The 14,661-nt window shown below is 41.5% G+C and carries 15 protein-coding genes; 11 read left to right on the top strand and 4 right to left on the bottom strand.

The window, feature by feature from the left end; translation table 11 throughout:
• Positions 1-398, top strand: a 398-nt coding sequence (locus tag I3259_RS00870) for a group II intron maturase-specific domain-containing protein (RefSeq protein ID WP_275949770.1), incomplete at its 5' end; no start/stop codon positions are given.
• A gap of 74 nt (positions 399-472) precedes the next feature.
• Here the strand turns inward: I3259_RS00870 and I3259_RS00865 are convergent.
• Positions 473-1,087: a YitT family protein gene (locus tag I3259_RS00865; protein ID WP_238027878.1), complete on the bottom strand. Its 615-nt coding sequence runs from the start codon at positions 1,085-1,087 to the stop codon at positions 473-475.
• Between the two features lie 393 nt (positions 1,088-1,480).
• Between I3259_RS00865 and glyA the strand changes: the two genes are divergently transcribed.
• The 10 genes from glyA to I3259_RS00815 all read left to right on the top strand — a co-directional run bounded on the left by glyA (position 1,481) and on the right by I3259_RS00815 (position 11,434).
• A complete protein-coding gene (glyA, locus tag I3259_RS00860) occupies positions 1,481-2,731 on the top strand; it encodes a serine hydroxymethyltransferase (protein ID WP_238027877.1) in 1,251 nt (416 codons plus the stop codon).
• A 214-nt stretch (positions 2,732-2,945) separates the two neighbouring features.
• Positions 2,946-3,395 (top strand): transcriptional regulator NrdR, encoded by a 450-nt coding sequence (nrdR, locus tag I3259_RS00855; protein WP_005370071.1) that lies wholly within the window; start codon positions 2,946-2,948, stop codon positions 3,393-3,395.
• 9 nt (positions 3,396-3,404) lie between these two features.
• Positions 3,405-4,529 (top strand): bifunctional diaminohydroxyphosphoribosylaminopyrimidine deaminase/5-amino-6-(5-phosphoribosylamino)uracil reductase RibD, encoded by a 1,125-nt coding sequence (ribD, locus tag I3259_RS00850; RefSeq protein WP_238027876.1) that lies wholly within the window; start codon positions 3,405-3,407, stop codon positions 4,527-4,529.
• A 29-nt stretch (positions 4,530-4,558) separates the two neighbouring features.
• Positions 4,559-5,215: a riboflavin synthase gene (locus I3259_RS00845; RefSeq protein ID WP_238027875.1), complete on the top strand. Its 657-nt coding sequence runs from the start codon at positions 4,559-4,561 to the stop codon at positions 5,213-5,215.
• Between the two features lie 51 nt (positions 5,216-5,266).
• Positions 5,267-6,370: a bifunctional 3,4-dihydroxy-2-butanone-4-phosphate synthase/GTP cyclohydrolase II gene (gene ribBA / locus I3259_RS00840; RefSeq protein WP_238027874.1), complete on the top strand. Its 1,104-nt coding sequence runs from the start codon at positions 5,267-5,269 to the stop codon at positions 6,368-6,370.
• 234 nt (positions 6,371-6,604) lie between these two features.
• Positions 6,605-7,075 carry a 6,7-dimethyl-8-ribityllumazine synthase gene (ribE, locus tag I3259_RS00835; RefSeq protein ID WP_005370076.1) on the top strand — a complete coding sequence of 157 codons (471 nt, stop codon included), beginning with the start codon at positions 6,605-6,607 and terminating at the stop codon, positions 7,073-7,075.
• 2 nt (positions 7,076-7,077) lie between these two features.
• Positions 7,078-7,548 (top strand): transcription antitermination factor NusB, encoded by a 471-nt coding sequence (nusB, locus tag I3259_RS00830; protein ID WP_238027873.1) that lies wholly within the window; start codon positions 7,078-7,080, stop codon positions 7,546-7,548.
• A gap of 132 nt (positions 7,549-7,680) precedes the next feature.
• A complete protein-coding gene (thiL, locus tag I3259_RS00825; RefSeq protein WP_238027885.1) occupies positions 7,681-8,664 on the top strand; it encodes a thiamine-phosphate kinase in 984 nt (327 codons plus the stop codon).
• A 9-nt stretch (positions 8,665-8,673) separates the two neighbouring features.
• Positions 8,674-9,162 (top strand): phosphatidylglycerophosphatase A, encoded by a 489-nt coding sequence (gene pgpA, locus I3259_RS00820; protein ID WP_346015654.1) that lies wholly within the window; start codon positions 8,674-8,676, stop codon positions 9,160-9,162.
• Between the two features lie 178 nt (positions 9,163-9,340).
• Positions 9,341-11,434, top strand: coding sequence for a hypothetical protein (locus I3259_RS00815; RefSeq protein WP_238027872.1), 2,094 nt, complete (start codon positions 9,341-9,343; stop codon positions 11,432-11,434).
• Between the two features lie 88 nt (positions 11,435-11,522).
• Here I3259_RS00815 and dxs read toward each other — a convergent pair whose 3' ends face one another.
• From dxs to xseB, 3 genes are read right to left on the bottom strand one after another with little or no spacing between them, the layout of a single operon-like run.
• The gene (gene dxs / locus I3259_RS00810; RefSeq protein ID WP_238027871.1) at positions 11,523-13,388 is read right to left on the bottom strand and encodes a 1-deoxy-D-xylulose-5-phosphate synthase; all 1,866 of its coding nucleotides are present in this window, start codon (positions 13,386-13,388) and stop codon (positions 11,523-11,525) included.
• Positions 13,389-13,412: 24 nt separating this feature from the next.
• A complete protein-coding gene (gene ispA, locus I3259_RS00805) occupies positions 13,413-14,315 on the bottom strand; it encodes a (2E,6E)-farnesyl diphosphate synthase (RefSeq protein ID WP_238027870.1) in 903 nt (300 codons plus the stop codon).
• A complete protein-coding gene (gene xseB, locus I3259_RS00800) occupies positions 14,305-14,550 on the bottom strand; it encodes an exodeoxyribonuclease VII small subunit (RefSeq protein ID WP_005370105.1) in 246 nt (81 codons plus the stop codon). Before xseB ends, ispA begins: the two co-directional genes overlap by 11 nt.
• Positions 14,551-14,661: the final 111 nt, after the last annotated feature.

Raw genomic sequence — 14,661 nt, 5'->3', positions numbered from 1 at the left:
AAGCTAAGTTGAAAGCAATGACAAAGCGAAATGGCGGTAAGCCATTAAGGGACGTCATCAAACAAGTGAATCCTATATTAAGGGGGTTCAGTCAATATTTTCGTATTGCTAATACAAAGGGAGAGTTCAAGAGAATAGCATCATGGTTAAGGCGACGGCTAAGGAGTATTCAACTTAAACTTTGGAAGAAGCCGAGCCGGCTTCATCGATGGTTGAAACAGATGGGATATAAGCCCCCGTTCAATTATATAAAGATGCCAAGTTGGAAGAATTCAGCGAGCCCATTAGCACATCATGCAATGACTAAACAATGGTTTTTAGAGCAAGGTTTAGTTGATCTTGGGCACGTTGCAACAGGGTATGTGTTCAGTGAATATACTGAATGGAAATGTGCATGAGCCGTATACGAGGCCCGTACGTACGGTTCTGTGAGAGGGATGAGGCGGCAACGCCTCACCCTACTCGATATAGCTTAATTCACATCAGGGACGACAGGGTTATATCGGCCGGGTTTGTAGTTCATCGCCAGAACAATATTTAGGGTAATAGCACCAAGGATTGACAGCAGTAAAGTGGTTGGAGTAACAAAGAAAAAGGATGCAACCAAGATGCAGATATCTATCGACATTTGGATTTTTCCTGCTGAAATACCAAATTTGTCTTGAAGAAATAAAACCAGAACATTAAAGCCACCAAGACTGGTGTGATGGCGGAATAATATCAGCATACCAAGCCCCATCAACAAGCCACCAATGACTGCACAGTAAATTGGATTAAGCCAACTGATTGCTAATACATGGTGAAGGTTATCCACCATAATAGAGACTAATGCGCCAGATAAGACGCTGCTAATAGCAAAAGAGTTGCCCATTCTAAACCATGCCATTAAATAAAACGGACAGTTCATTAAGAAATACAGCTTACCAAAAGAGATATCGACAAAATGGGTGAGTAGTAACGCGAGCCCTGTAGTGCCTCCCGTTAATAACTGGCTTTGCTGTAGAAAAAATATGCCCTGAGCAACAATAAATGTTCCCGTTAAAATAGCGATCATATTTTCATGAACAGGATGTTTAATTCGACTCAATGGATCAACTCCTTGTAAATAATAGAGCCATAGTAAGAGGGAATAAGAATTTATAAAAGTTTGCGAGTGAAAAGCACTTTTTAGCGTTGTAATGTCTTTTTTACACTGTTGTAAATAATTTTATTACAAAAATACTTGCCATCTATATTTGTTTTAAAGTTCAGCTTTGAATCGTTTATCAAGATGAAAATCATTCATGCTCTATTGAAAATAAACCGCGTTAATCATTAAGAAAAAGAACAATTAGGACTACCTGATTTAGATCAATTTATGTAAGATAGGCGATAATTAACAAGCAAGACGAAAACGTTTGCGTCTACGTGGCGCCTAGCATTGCGATTTTTCAGTTTTTGCTCAAAATGGTATTTAACTTAGCTGAGTTAGGAGATACAGATGCTAAAGCGCGATATGAATATTGCTGATTATGATGCGGAACTATTTGCAGCCATTCAGGAAGAAACAGCTCGTCAGGAAGAACACATCGAGTTGATTGCTTCTGAAAACTACACAAGCCCACGTGTAATGGAAGCGCAAGGATCTCAGCTAACAAACAAATATGCTGAAGGTTACCCAGGCAAGCGTTATTACGGTGGTTGTGAGTTTGTTGATAAAGCTGAGCAACTGGCTATCGACCGTGCTTGTCAGCTATTTGGTGCAGAATACGCGAACGTTCAGCCTCACTCAGGCTCACAAGCGAACAATGCTGTTTACATGGCACTTCTGAATGCTGGTGATACCGTATTAGGTATGAGTCTTGCTCACGGTGGTCACTTAACTCACGGTTCACCTGTAAACTTCTCTGGTAAGCTTTACAACGTGATCCCATATGGTATCGATGAAAGCGGTCAAATTGATTATGCTGAAGTTGAAGCGTTAGCGCTAGAGCACAAACCAAAGATGATTATCGGTGGTTTTTCCGCTTACTCTCAAATTGTTGATTGGAAACGCATGCGTGAAATCGCAGACAAAGTTGGCGCGTACTTCTTTGTTGATATGGCGCACGTAGCGGGTCTGATTGCGGCGGGTGTTTATCCTAACCCAGTGCCACATGCACATGTTGTTACAACCACAACGCACAAAACACTAGCAGGTCCTCGTGGTGGTCTTATCCTTTCTAATGAAGGTGAAGAGCTATACAAGAAGCTGAACTCTGCAGTATTCCCTGGTGGTCAAGGTGGTCCTCTAATGCATGTTATTGCCGCAAAAGCAGTAGCATTCAAAGAAGCAATGGAACCAGAGTTTAAAGATTACCAAGCACGTGTTGTTGAAAACGCAAAAGTAATGGTCGGTGAATTCCTTGAGCGCGGTTATAAGATCGTATCAGGTAGCACTGAAAACCACTTATTCCTTGTTGATTTGATCGATAAAGGCATTACTGGTAAAGAAGCTGATGCTGCACTTGGCGCTGCAAACATTACGGTTAATAAAAATAGTGTACCCAATGATCCACGTAGCCCATTCGTAACATCAGGTATCCGTGTGGGTACACCATCTATTACTCGTCGTGGCTTTACTGCTGATGACGCGCGTCAACTTGCAGGTTGGATGTGTGATGTTTTAGACAATGTTGATAACGAAGAAGTTATTGCAGCAACAAAAGCAAAAGTTTTAGATATTTGTAAGCGTCTACCTGTTTACGCTTAATCTATTAACATGCATTAAGTAACATAACTGTCGAGTTATGAAGATAAAGGCTTACCATAATGGTAAGCCTTTTTTAATATTTGCTCTTTTTCTGAGCGAACAAGAAACCGACTATTAGTGGCTTTTTAACCAGAATGAGTAGAAAAAAAGGGCGAATATACTCATTAACGGTTTGAAATGAGTTACACTGAACCGATTAAATGTAGGAGGCTAAATGCATTGTCCTTTTTGCGGTGCGAATGACACCAAAGTAATCGATTCACGATTGGTTGCGGATGGCCACCAAGTGCGCCGACGCCGCCAATGTTTAGCTTGTAATGAACGTTATACGACCTTTGAAACGGCCGAATTGGTGATGCCTCGGGTGGTAAAAACCAATGGTAATCGTGACCCGTTTAATGAAGAAAAGCTTCGTGGTGGTATTCAACGGGCATTAGAAAAGCGTCCTGTGAGTACTGATGATATCGAACGTGCGATTAATAATATTAAATCACGTTTACGTGCAACTGGAGAGCGTGAAGTGCCTTCAGAGATGATCGGTAACTTAGTGATGGAAGCATTAAAAGAGCTCGATAAAGTAGCTTATATTCGCTTTGCATCAGTTTACCGTAGCTTTGAAGATATTCGTGAGTTTGGTGAAGAAATTGCCAAATTAGAACGTTAAGCGAGTGTAATGTTTACTAACCTTGATACACGGTTGATGCTACGCGCTATTCAGTTAGCTAAACGTGGCTGTTTTACGACAACGCCGAATCCGAATGTGGGGTGTGTTATTGCTAATGGTGATGAAATCCTTGGTGAAGGCTTTCATTATCGTGCGGGAGAACCCCATGCCGAGGTGTTTGCATTAAAGCAAGCTGGAAAGCGCGCGAAAGGGGCAACAGCCTATGTCACTTTAGAACCTTGCTCTCATTACGGACGTACGCCACCTTGTGCCGAAGCATTAATTAAATCAGGCGTAAGCAGAGTTATTTGCGCTATGGTTGATCCTAACCCGCTAGTAGCTGGACGTGGCGTTGAAATGCTACAAAAAGCGGGTATTGATGTGCAAGTAGGGCTTCTTAAAGAAGAGGCTCAAGCCATTAATAAAGCGTTCATTAAACAAATGACAACCAAGATGCCATATGTTGAATTAAAACTGGCATCGAGTCTTGATGGTAAAACAGCGCTAGCTAACGGTGAAAGCAAATGGATCACTGGGTCTTATGCTCGTGCTGATGTTCAACGTCATCGTGCACAAGCTGGTGCAATATTATCAACCAGTGCCACGGTTATCGCTGATGATCCATCACTGAATGTACGTTGGAGTGAGTTGGGTACACAGATTCAAGATGAATATCCACAAGCAGATGTTCGTCAACCTATTCGCGTTATCATTGACAGCCAAAACCGATTAACCCCGGCATATCAGTTATTTCACCTTCCGGGAGAAACGATTTTGGCACGCGCAGAGATAGGTAATGAAGATTGGCCTGACTCTGTGTCTCAGTGGTTAATTCCTACCCGAGAAAACAGCCAACAACTCGATCTCACATTACTCATGCGCAAGTTAGCAGAAAATGGCATAAACCATATTTGGGTTGAAGCTGGCGCTGGGCTTGCGGGTGGGTTACTTGAAGCACAATTAGTTGATTGTTTGATTTTGTATCAGGCCCCCAAATTAATGGGGTCAGATAGTCGCAGTTTAATAAATCTATCGCCATTAACCGCGATGGATCAAGTTATCGATCTGAATATTACAGATATACGTATGGTTGATTGTGATGTGAAAATTACAGCCACCGTTAAACGCTGTTAATCAATAGAATAAAGAAGCAAGGATTTTCCATGTTCACCGGTATTATTGAAGCAATTGGAACCATTACCGCTTTAACACCTAAAGGCGCTGATATTTCTGTGACTGTCGACTCAGGCAATCTTGATTTGTCTGATGTTAAATTGGGTGACAGTATTGCGACAAATGGTGTGTGCTTAACTGTGGTTAAATTGACAGGTAAAGGCTATGTTGCTGATCTGTCATTAGAAACTTTAAAACGTACTGCTTTTGCTCATTATCAAGCCGGTCAGGTCGTCAACTTAGAAAAAGCGATGTTACCAACGACGCGCTTTGGCGGTCATATGGTGTCAGGTCACGTTGATGCGGTAGCAGAAATTATCGAGCGTCACCAAACAGGTCGTGCGATTGAGTTTTGGGTAAAAACACCTGCACATCTTGCAAAATACATTTCAGAAAAAGGCTCAGTTGCAGTTGATGGTATTAGCTTAACAGTGAATGAAATTAACGGTGATGAGTTTAAGTTGACCATTGTTCCGCATACAGCATTAGAAACCACCATGAATGCCTTCAAGCCTGGACGTAAAATTAACCTCGAAGTGGACGTGATAGCACGTTACCTAGAGCGCTTAATGCTGGGTGATAAGGCTGCTGACAAAAAATCACAAGTTACTATGGATTTATTAGCAAGAACGGGCTTTCTTGGCTAAATACGATTGTTAGCTAATTAGCTAAGGTACATATGAATTAAGGGTAGTGTTATGGCTTTAAGCAGCGCAAAAGAAATAATTGATGATATTCGTCAGGGCAAAATGGTTATTCTGATGGATGATGAAGATCGTGAAAATGAAGGCGATCTGATTATTGCATCTGAAAAAATCACCCCTGAAGCTATTAATTTTATGGCGACCTATGGCCGTGGTCTGATTTGTTTAACATTGAGCAAAGCCCGTTGTCAAAAATTAAACCTGCCTTTAATGGTTCAAGAAAATACTGAACAGTTTGGCACGCCTTTCACTGTTTCAATTGAGGCAGCACAAGGCGTAACAACGGGTATTTCCGCTGCAGATCGTTCTCGTACAGTACAAGCAGCTGTTGCTGCTGGTGCAACAGCGGCTGATATTGTTATGCCTGGGCATATTTTCCCTTTAATGGCACAAGAAGGTGGCGTGTTAACCCGTGCTGGTCATACTGAAGCGGGGTGTGATGTTGCGCGTTTGGCAGGCCTTGAGCCATCAAGTGTGATTGTTGAGATCTTAAATGAAGATGGCACGATGGCACGTCGCCCACAGCTTGAAGTATTTGCTGAAAAACATGGCTTGAAGCTAGGTACGATTGCAGATTTGATTGAATATCGTAACAATCACGAAACTACGATTGAGCGTGTTGCTGAGTGTCGTTTACCAACTGAGTTTGGTGACTTTGATATGATCACTTATCGCGACAAGATTGATAACGAAGTGCATTACGCATTGCGTAAAGGTGATATCAAGCCAGGTGAAGAAACACTTGTGCGTGTTCACTTGCAAGATACGTTTAAAGATATTCTGCAATCAGGTGCGACGCAGTGGACATTACCTGCTGCGATGAAGCGCATTAGCGAAGAAAATGGTGTATTGGTTATTCTAAGCAAGCAAGAATCAACCGAGTCTATTATTCATAAAGTGAAAAATATTGCAGCAGAAGAATCGGGTCAGCCTAAAGTGAAAGTGACACAGAAAGATCCGTCTCGACAAGTCGGTGTCGGTTCACAAATCCTTTCTGATTTAGGCGTAAGTAAAATGCGCTTATTGTCATCAAGTACACAACGTTATCATTCATTGTCTGGCTTTGGTTTAGAAGTTGTTGAGTATATTTGTGATTAAATTCACCAAATGTTAGACGCTAGTGATAAAATAACTGATATCAGCGGTAGCTAAACACAATTATTATTTTTAACTACCGCTTTCAATACTGTTTATTGGTCGTATCAAGGACAGATAAGCAATAAATATTAACAAATCTGTTGAAACCGACGGTTGTCCATAGCAGAGATATTGCAAAGTGTGATAGACTCCCGCGGTTTCTCAAACCGGAAAGACATAGTCACAGGAAGGCCCATGAAGGTAATTGAAGGCGCCATCGCGGCACCAAACGCAAAAGTTGCTATCGTAATTGCACGCTTCAACAGCTTTATTAACGAAAGCTTACTTTCAGGTGCATTAGATGCGCTGAAACGTCAAGGACAGGTTAGCGAAGACAACATTACTGTTGTTCGTTGTCCTGGTGCTTACGAGCTACCACTTGTTGCTCAACAGGTTGCTAAAAGCGACCGTTATGATGCAATCGTTGCTCTAGGCTCAGTTATTCGTGGCGGTACACCGCACTTCGATTATGTTGCCGGTGAGTGTAATAAAGGTCTAGCACAAGTTGCACTAGAGTATAATACTCCAGTTGCTTTTGGTGTTTTGACTGTAGATTCTATTGAACAAGCCATTGAGCGTGCCGGTACCAAGGCTGGTAATAAAGGGGCAGAGGCTGCACTAAGCGCGCTCGAAATGGTTAATGTCCTGTCCCAAATCGAATCCTAATAATGGGGGTTACTGTGAAACCAGCCGCACGTCGTAATGCACGTCAGTTTGCTGTACAAGCTATTTACTCTTGGCAACTTACTAAAGGTAATGTTGCTGATATTGAACAACATTTTCTTTCTGGCGATAAGTTTGAAGAAGAAGAATATCAAGCTGATGCGCCAGTTCTTGCTGCACCACATACTGATGTTAGCTACTTCCGTGATCTGTTCACAGGCGTAGTACTAAGCCACCAAGAACTTGATAGCAAGATGCGTCCATACTTATCTCGTCCGCTACAGGATCTTGATCAGATGGAACTTGCGCTACTTCGTCTTGCAATGTACGAAATGGTTAAGCGTGAAGACGTACCATTTAAAGTTGTTATTAACGAAGCAATCGAATTAGCGAAGCTATTCGGTGCGGAAGATAGCCACAAGTTCGTTAATGGTGTACTTGATAAAGCTGCACCAACACTTCGTAAAGAAAAGTAATTTTCAAAATAACGAAAGTAGATAAAAGAAGTCAGCTTAGCTGGCTTTTTTTTTATCTACTGTATTGATATGAAGCAATCGTGAAGATAAGCGCATTATAATAGTGGCTGATAATGGATGAGTTGGACGATTATGGCACAAGGTGAATTTGATTTAATTGGTCTGTATTTTGAACATCAAAATGTTAAGCGAGAAGATGTTGATCTTGCTATTGGTGATGATTGTGCCTTAGTGCGTGTTCCTGACGGATGTCAGTTAGCGATCAGTACCGATTCGTTAGTTGCAGGCACGCATTTTCTGGAAGATGCTGATCCTAAGTTAGTCGCACATAAAGCATTAGCCTCAAATTTAAGTGATTTAGCAGCAATGGGCGCAACGCCTGCTTGGGTTTCATTAGCGTTAACATTACCGACGTTTGATGATCATTGGCTTAATCAGTTTTGTGATGGTTTCTTCCAATTAGCTGAACAGTATAATGTTCAGCTTATTGGTGGGGATACAACCAAAGGTCCTCTCAGTATAACCCTAACAGTACAAGGATTTGTTCCTACTGGACAGGCGTTGACACGTAGTGGTGCAAATGTAGGTGATGCAATATATGTTACCGGTCAATTAGGTGATAGTGCGGCAGGTTTGGCGTTATTATTAGCAGATACACCATGTGATGATCTTGCTCTTTCTCATGCATTAAAAGAACGTCATTTTATGATGACACCGCAGGTAGAAGCTGGGATTGCATTGCGTGGCATCGCATCTGCAGCGTTAGATATTTCCGATGGTTTAATTGCTGATCTCGGTCATATAGTTAAACGTTCAGGTGTCGGAGCTGAAATTTATATTGAGCAGCTTCCTTTATCTTCTGAGTTAATCGCCTTTTGTTCGACACAAGAGCAAGCCCAGCAATTGGCATTAAGCAGTGGTGAAGAATATCAATTGTGTTTTACGGTACCGAAGCATCAATGTATTGAAATTGAATCCTTAATGATGGCAAAAGGTATTCAGGTTTCTTATATCGGTCAGTTAACTCAATCTAGTGGTATTGTTTTATTACAACAAGGTGAACCTATTGATTGGCAAGTGTCAGGATGGGATCATTTTGTAAGTTCAAATAAGTAAGGTATCAGCGTGTCTACAAATCCTAAAGATTTATTGAAAATGAGTAACCCTTGGCATTTATTGGCAACAGGGTTTGGCAGTGGTTTAGCGAAGTATGTACCAGGTACGATGGGAACATTAGCCGCTGTCCCACTCTATCTACTGTTAGCACAGTTACCATTTAGCTGGTACTTAGTTGTCGTATTTATTGCTGCGTTGATTGGTATAAAAATTTGTACCATTACCTCTAACGATATGAAGGTACATGATCATGGCAGTATTGTGTGGGATGAGTTTGTTGGTTTTTGGATCACAATGGCTATCGCACCAGAAGCCACTTGGCAGTGGGTATTAACGGGCTTTATTTTATTCCGTTTCTTCGACATGTTAAAACCATGGCCAATTAGTTGGCTAGATAAACATGTTAAAGGTGGCTTTGGCATTATGGTTGACGATATTCTTGCCGGTTTTATGGCAATGATTGCGCTATGGGGCGTTGGTTACTGGCTTGGTTTTTAAGTCGATTTAATTATTACGTTAATTTAGAGCTGCATTCGTGCAGCTTTTTTGTTTTTATCTCCTCAACTTTACATATATAACATTGTCGCATAAATGATAAATTGGCTATTTATACCTATAAGAAAGAAGAGATTAACTAGGCTCAAATAACAGTAATAGACAAATAAAGGTTTATTTAATGGGCGGTTATCTTAACGTTATTTGTGCTAGTGCTTTATTGGTAAGTTTTGTGGCTGATGGACAAGTTTATCCATCAACGGAAACGGCTTGGGTGTTAACGGGCAACTGGCAACAGCCGACCGCAATCTCGGAATTAAATACGATTAAAGAGGTTAGGCGCTGGGAAGCGGATCATGCTGATGTTGTATTTGGTAGCTTACAAGATGTTGCGTTAAACCAAAAGACCATTGCGATGGGCTATATCTATGTACATAAACTTGATTGCCGACCAGATGAACAGCAAGGCTGGCTTCATCGTCATTCTTACTTAAATGGATATGATCCTGAAAAGGGTTATATGCATTATAAAAACGATACTCAGCTTACCGTTCCCGATCAAAGCCAAGGGTTAGATTACCTGTTAAATGGCGAACCGATGTTAAGTTTGCTTATTCGTAATAATAACTTTTCTACTGCGCGCTTTCCTTTAACAGTTAATGATAATGAACAAATTATTTTTCATGCTGCTTACCCGTTTGAAAATATCGTCATTGATAGCAATCAGCATCCAGAGTTATGGGTTACAGTTGTAAATGATGATGGTGATATTGGTGGTTTAGAAAAAGCAGATGTGCATTGGATCCAGCGGGAAGGAAAATGGTTTGGCCATATTAATCAGCGCTGGTTACCGACAAACGCTAAGTTCCAAGGGCGTGAGTTGAATACTGGAAATAAGGCATTAAAGGCAGGCTATCGTAGTTGGGTAGTGGCTTTAAACTGGCAGGATACGATAGAGGTTAAAAACGTTAATATTGAGCCTTGGTTATCAATTGTGAAGATATCCGGTAAGCAATCTGCTGCGACGATGTTGTTCCCCGGTTGGGATCCTAAAAACGATCCTAATAATGATGGCTATGTTGATGATGATGAGTTTTTAGCAAGAGTCAATCAATCGGCAAGTGCGAGGTTTAAACATCAAGCGAGAGTGATCCCTACGGGTAAAATGTGGGCAGGCAGTTGCTGGTATCGGACTAATTTTAATGATGACTCTTTTAATCAAAATCATGCGAACTGGTATAAATATGATTGGAAGCGTCAAGGTTTAACAGGTGCTTACAATGATGATATGGCAAAACTGTTCAGTATCAACCAATTTAATGTTCAATTTGGCGGGCAAATATTAGAAGCGCCTATTCGTGCCGGAACCTCAAAAGCTGCAGGTTATTATGCGGCGAAAATGTCTGATTTTTTTGAATTAGTAAAAACGACTACTGGCAGTCGGTGGTTATCTGCCAATATCTCTGAGCTTAACTTGTGGGAATATCCTGACTGGCCTAAACAATTAAGAGGTGTGGTTGATGTTTGGTTGCGAGAGCATTATTTAAGCCCTGCGATTGGTTTAGAGCGCTTACAGTCGTATTGGGATAGCTATGCGTTAGCAGCACTCGGTGATAAAAGCCTAATAATGACCACAACTCGAGGTGGTAAAAGTCAGCAAAGTCCATTAAGTAAGCAGGCATGGGAAGACGATATTTATACCGGGTTAGCGCTGTATTATTTGTTTAATATCCCCAATAAAACTTATTACCATAGTTGGAATCAAACCTTTATCTATGGCAGTAGCAATACTTATGCAGATCCTGACCAGCTAAATAAAACAATTTGGTATCGTACTGGAGAGCCTAAAAACTGGGCATATCAGCCACAAAAATTACTGTCGGTCGATATTGGTAAACCAACCACTATACCTAACGGTTTTGAAGCGGTTAAATGGCTATCTAAAACAGGGAAAGCAGCAACAGATGATACAAAGATTGGGGGTATTTCATTAGATTCCGCCAATTGGTTTTGGTTATATCGAACAGGATGGTTTGATGATGTCCCAAAAGATGGGGTTATCGCGCGGCAATATACGCAAGGGTTAGTGCTATATCGCGGTTCTAAATACCGTAATTACGCTGAATTTTATCAAGCTGATTCAATACGCGTACCATTATCTGGCTTGTATCAAAAAGTAAATTACGATGGTTCACTCGGTGAGCCGACACAGTATGTTGAAGTGAATGGCTATGAGGGCGTGATTTTAAAGAAAGTAGAGAAAGGGCTGAGATAAACAATGAATGTGAGGCTAAAAAAGAAAAAGGTTTTCCTGCCTAATAACAGCGAAAACCTTTTTCATAGTGCTTAATTAAACGGTGAAATTACTTATCTAAATAAGCACGAATTTGTTTTTCGATACCTGCACCATCAATTTCTAACATTTCATGCAGTTCGGCTTGTGTACCTTGTTCAATGAATCGATCAGGTAAACCAATATTCAGTACGGGCTTCAGTGTCTTCTCTTTCATTAAAAATTCAATAACGCCGCTACCTGCACCGCCAGCAATCGTATTTTCTTCTACAGTAACAAGAACATCATGATTTTTTGCTAATTCAAGTACTAAGGCTTCATCAAGCGGTTTCACAAAGCGCATGTCAGCAACAGTTGCATTTAAGTTTTCTGCCGCTTCTAATGCATAGCCAAGCATACTGCCAAAGTTTAAAATCGCGACTTTTTCACCTTGACGGCGAATGATACCTTTACCGATTTCAAGCTCTGTCATTGTAGGATCGACATCAACTTCCATACCGCAACCACGAGGGTAACGGACTGCACTTGGTCCTTGATATTGGTGACCAGTATAGAGCATTTGACGACATTCATTTTCGTCACTCGGTGCCATAATCACCATATTAGGAATACAGCGCATAAAGCTAATATCAAATGCCCCTTGGTGAGTTTGACCATCAGCACCTACTAAGCCTGCACGATCAATGGCAAACATCACAGGTAAATCCATGATAGCCACATCATGAATTAATTGATCATATCCACGCTGAAGGAAAGTTGAGTAGATAGCGACAATAGGATGATAACCACCAATTGCCATACCCGTTGCTAGTGTCACAGCATGTTGTTCTGCAATGGCAACATCGAAGTATTGATCTGGGAACTCTTTAGAAAAGCGCACCATGCCTGAGCCTTCACGCATAGCGGGTGTGATAGCCATCAATTTGTCATCAACAGCTGCCATATCGCATAGCCAATCACCGAAAATCTTAGAAAACGTTGGACTTGCATCCTTCGCTTTGGGTAATGGCTTTTGGCTTAAATCAAATTTAGGAACGGCATGGTAATTAATTGGATCCGCTTCAGCCGGCGCATAACCTTTGCCTTTTTTCGTCATAATATGAAGAAATTGTGGGCCTTTTAGGTTACGCATGTTTTTCAGTGTTTTAACAAGCTCATGTACATCGTGACCATCAATAGGACCAATGTAATTAAACCCTAACTCTTCAAACATTGTGCTTGGTACAACCATGCCTTTAATGTGCTCTTCTGCGCGTTTTACCATTTCTTTGATAGGTGGCGCACCAGATAGTACTTTTTTACCACCTTCACGGATCGACGTGTAGAAGTTGCCTGAAAGCAAATGGGCTAAATGATTATTTAATGCGCCAACGTTTTCAGAAATCGACATTTCATTATCATTTAGGATCACTAGCATGTCGCTGTGGACATCACCTGCGTGGTTCATGGCTTCGAATGCCATACCGGCAGTGATAGCACCATCGCCAATAATGCTAACGACTTTACGATTGAGACCTTCTTTTTCAGCCGCAATTGCCATGCCTAGACCAGCGCTAATGGAAGTTGATGAGTGACCTACAGAAAGTGTGTCGTATTCACTTTCGCCACGCCATGGAAATGGGTGTAAACCGCCTTTTTGGCGAATAGTTGCCATATCATCACGACGTCCTGTTAAAATTTTATGTGGGTAGGCTTGATGACCAACATCCCAAATAACTTTATCAAAAGGCGTATTGTAGACGTAGTGAAGCGCAACGGTAAGCTCGACAGTACCGAGTCCGGAGGCAAAGTGGCCGCTGGTCTGACTCACAGACTTCAACAAATAAGTACGAAGTTCATCGCATACTTGTGGAAGGCTTTCAGCTGGCAATAATCGTAATTCATCTGGCGTGTTTGCAAGGGCCAGATGAGGGTATTTTGAGATATCCAAAGTCATAACAGTGTCGGCGCTTATACAGATTTAGCTCTTGCGTTCGATAATATATCGGGCAAAAACTTCTAATTGGGATGTATTGTAGGGTATAGCCGCTAATGCTTGTAGTGCTTCTTGATAAAGTAGTTGTGCTTTTTCTTGTGCACCATCTAAGCCAAGCAATGCAGGATAGGTACTTTTATCCAAGGCAAGATCAGAACCTTGCGGTTTCCCTAAGGTTTCTGTATCGCTGATCACATCTAAAATGTCATCTTGTACTTGGAATGCAAGACCAATAGCTTCAGCATATTTATCAAGTTGCGGCAAAATTGCTACGCCTTTATCACCAGCAGCTAATGCTCCCAAGCGAACGGCACAGCGGATCAATGCCCCTGTTTTGTGTCTGTGGATTAATTCTAGTTGTTCTAATCCAACATGTTTGCCTTCAGCCTCAAGATCTAAGGCTTGACCTAGGCACATTCCGGCAGCTCCTGATGCTTTTGCAAGCTCACTTACCATAGTAATACGTTGGGTGTTGCCATCTTGGCTCAATTGCCCATTCGCTAAAATATCAAAAGCCAGTGTTTGTAGCGCGTCACCTGCAAGAATGGCAACGGCTTCATCAAAAGCAATGTGGCAGGTAGGTTGGCCACGGCGCAAAGCGTCATCATCCATTGCCGGTAAATCGTCATGGATTAATGAGTAAGCATGAATACATTCTACTGCTGCAGCAGGGGTATCAAGATCGCCTTGCGTCACACCCAACATCTCACCTGTTACATAGGTCAGAAACGGGCGCGCACGTTTGCCACCCAGCAGTGTTCCGTACTGCATGGCTTTAAGTAGGGCTTTATCTGCAAATGGTTGAGTTGATAACCAGTTTGCCAATACGTCATTACTACGTTGTTGATAGCACTTAAGGGATAGCGATAAAGAAGAACTATTGGTCATGGCTTGGTTCAAAATCAGTCAGTGGAGCTTCATCATCAGCCTGAAGCAAAATTTCTACACGTTGCTCTGCCTGTGTCAGTTTTTGTTGACTACTACGAGCAAGAGAAATACCTCGTTCGAATTTTTTTAGCGCATCTTCCAGTGGGATATCGCCAGATTCTAGTTCATTGACAATGGCATCTAGCTCATCAAGGGCGGCTTCGAATGCCATATTTTCTGGTTTTTTTGCTGCCATATCATTTTCACTCTTATCTAAGTGCAGGAAAAATAACGTAGAGAATTACTGGGGTCAAATTATGTCACAGTAATCTGTGTCGCAGACAGTAATTTTCATAAATAGTCTTAA

This window comes from Photobacterium sp. Ph5, from assembly GCF_022129445.1.
Lineage (GTDB): Bacteria > Pseudomonadota > Gammaproteobacteria > Enterobacterales > Vibrionaceae > Photobacterium.
This window is presented reverse-complemented; position numbering and strand designations above follow the sequence as displayed.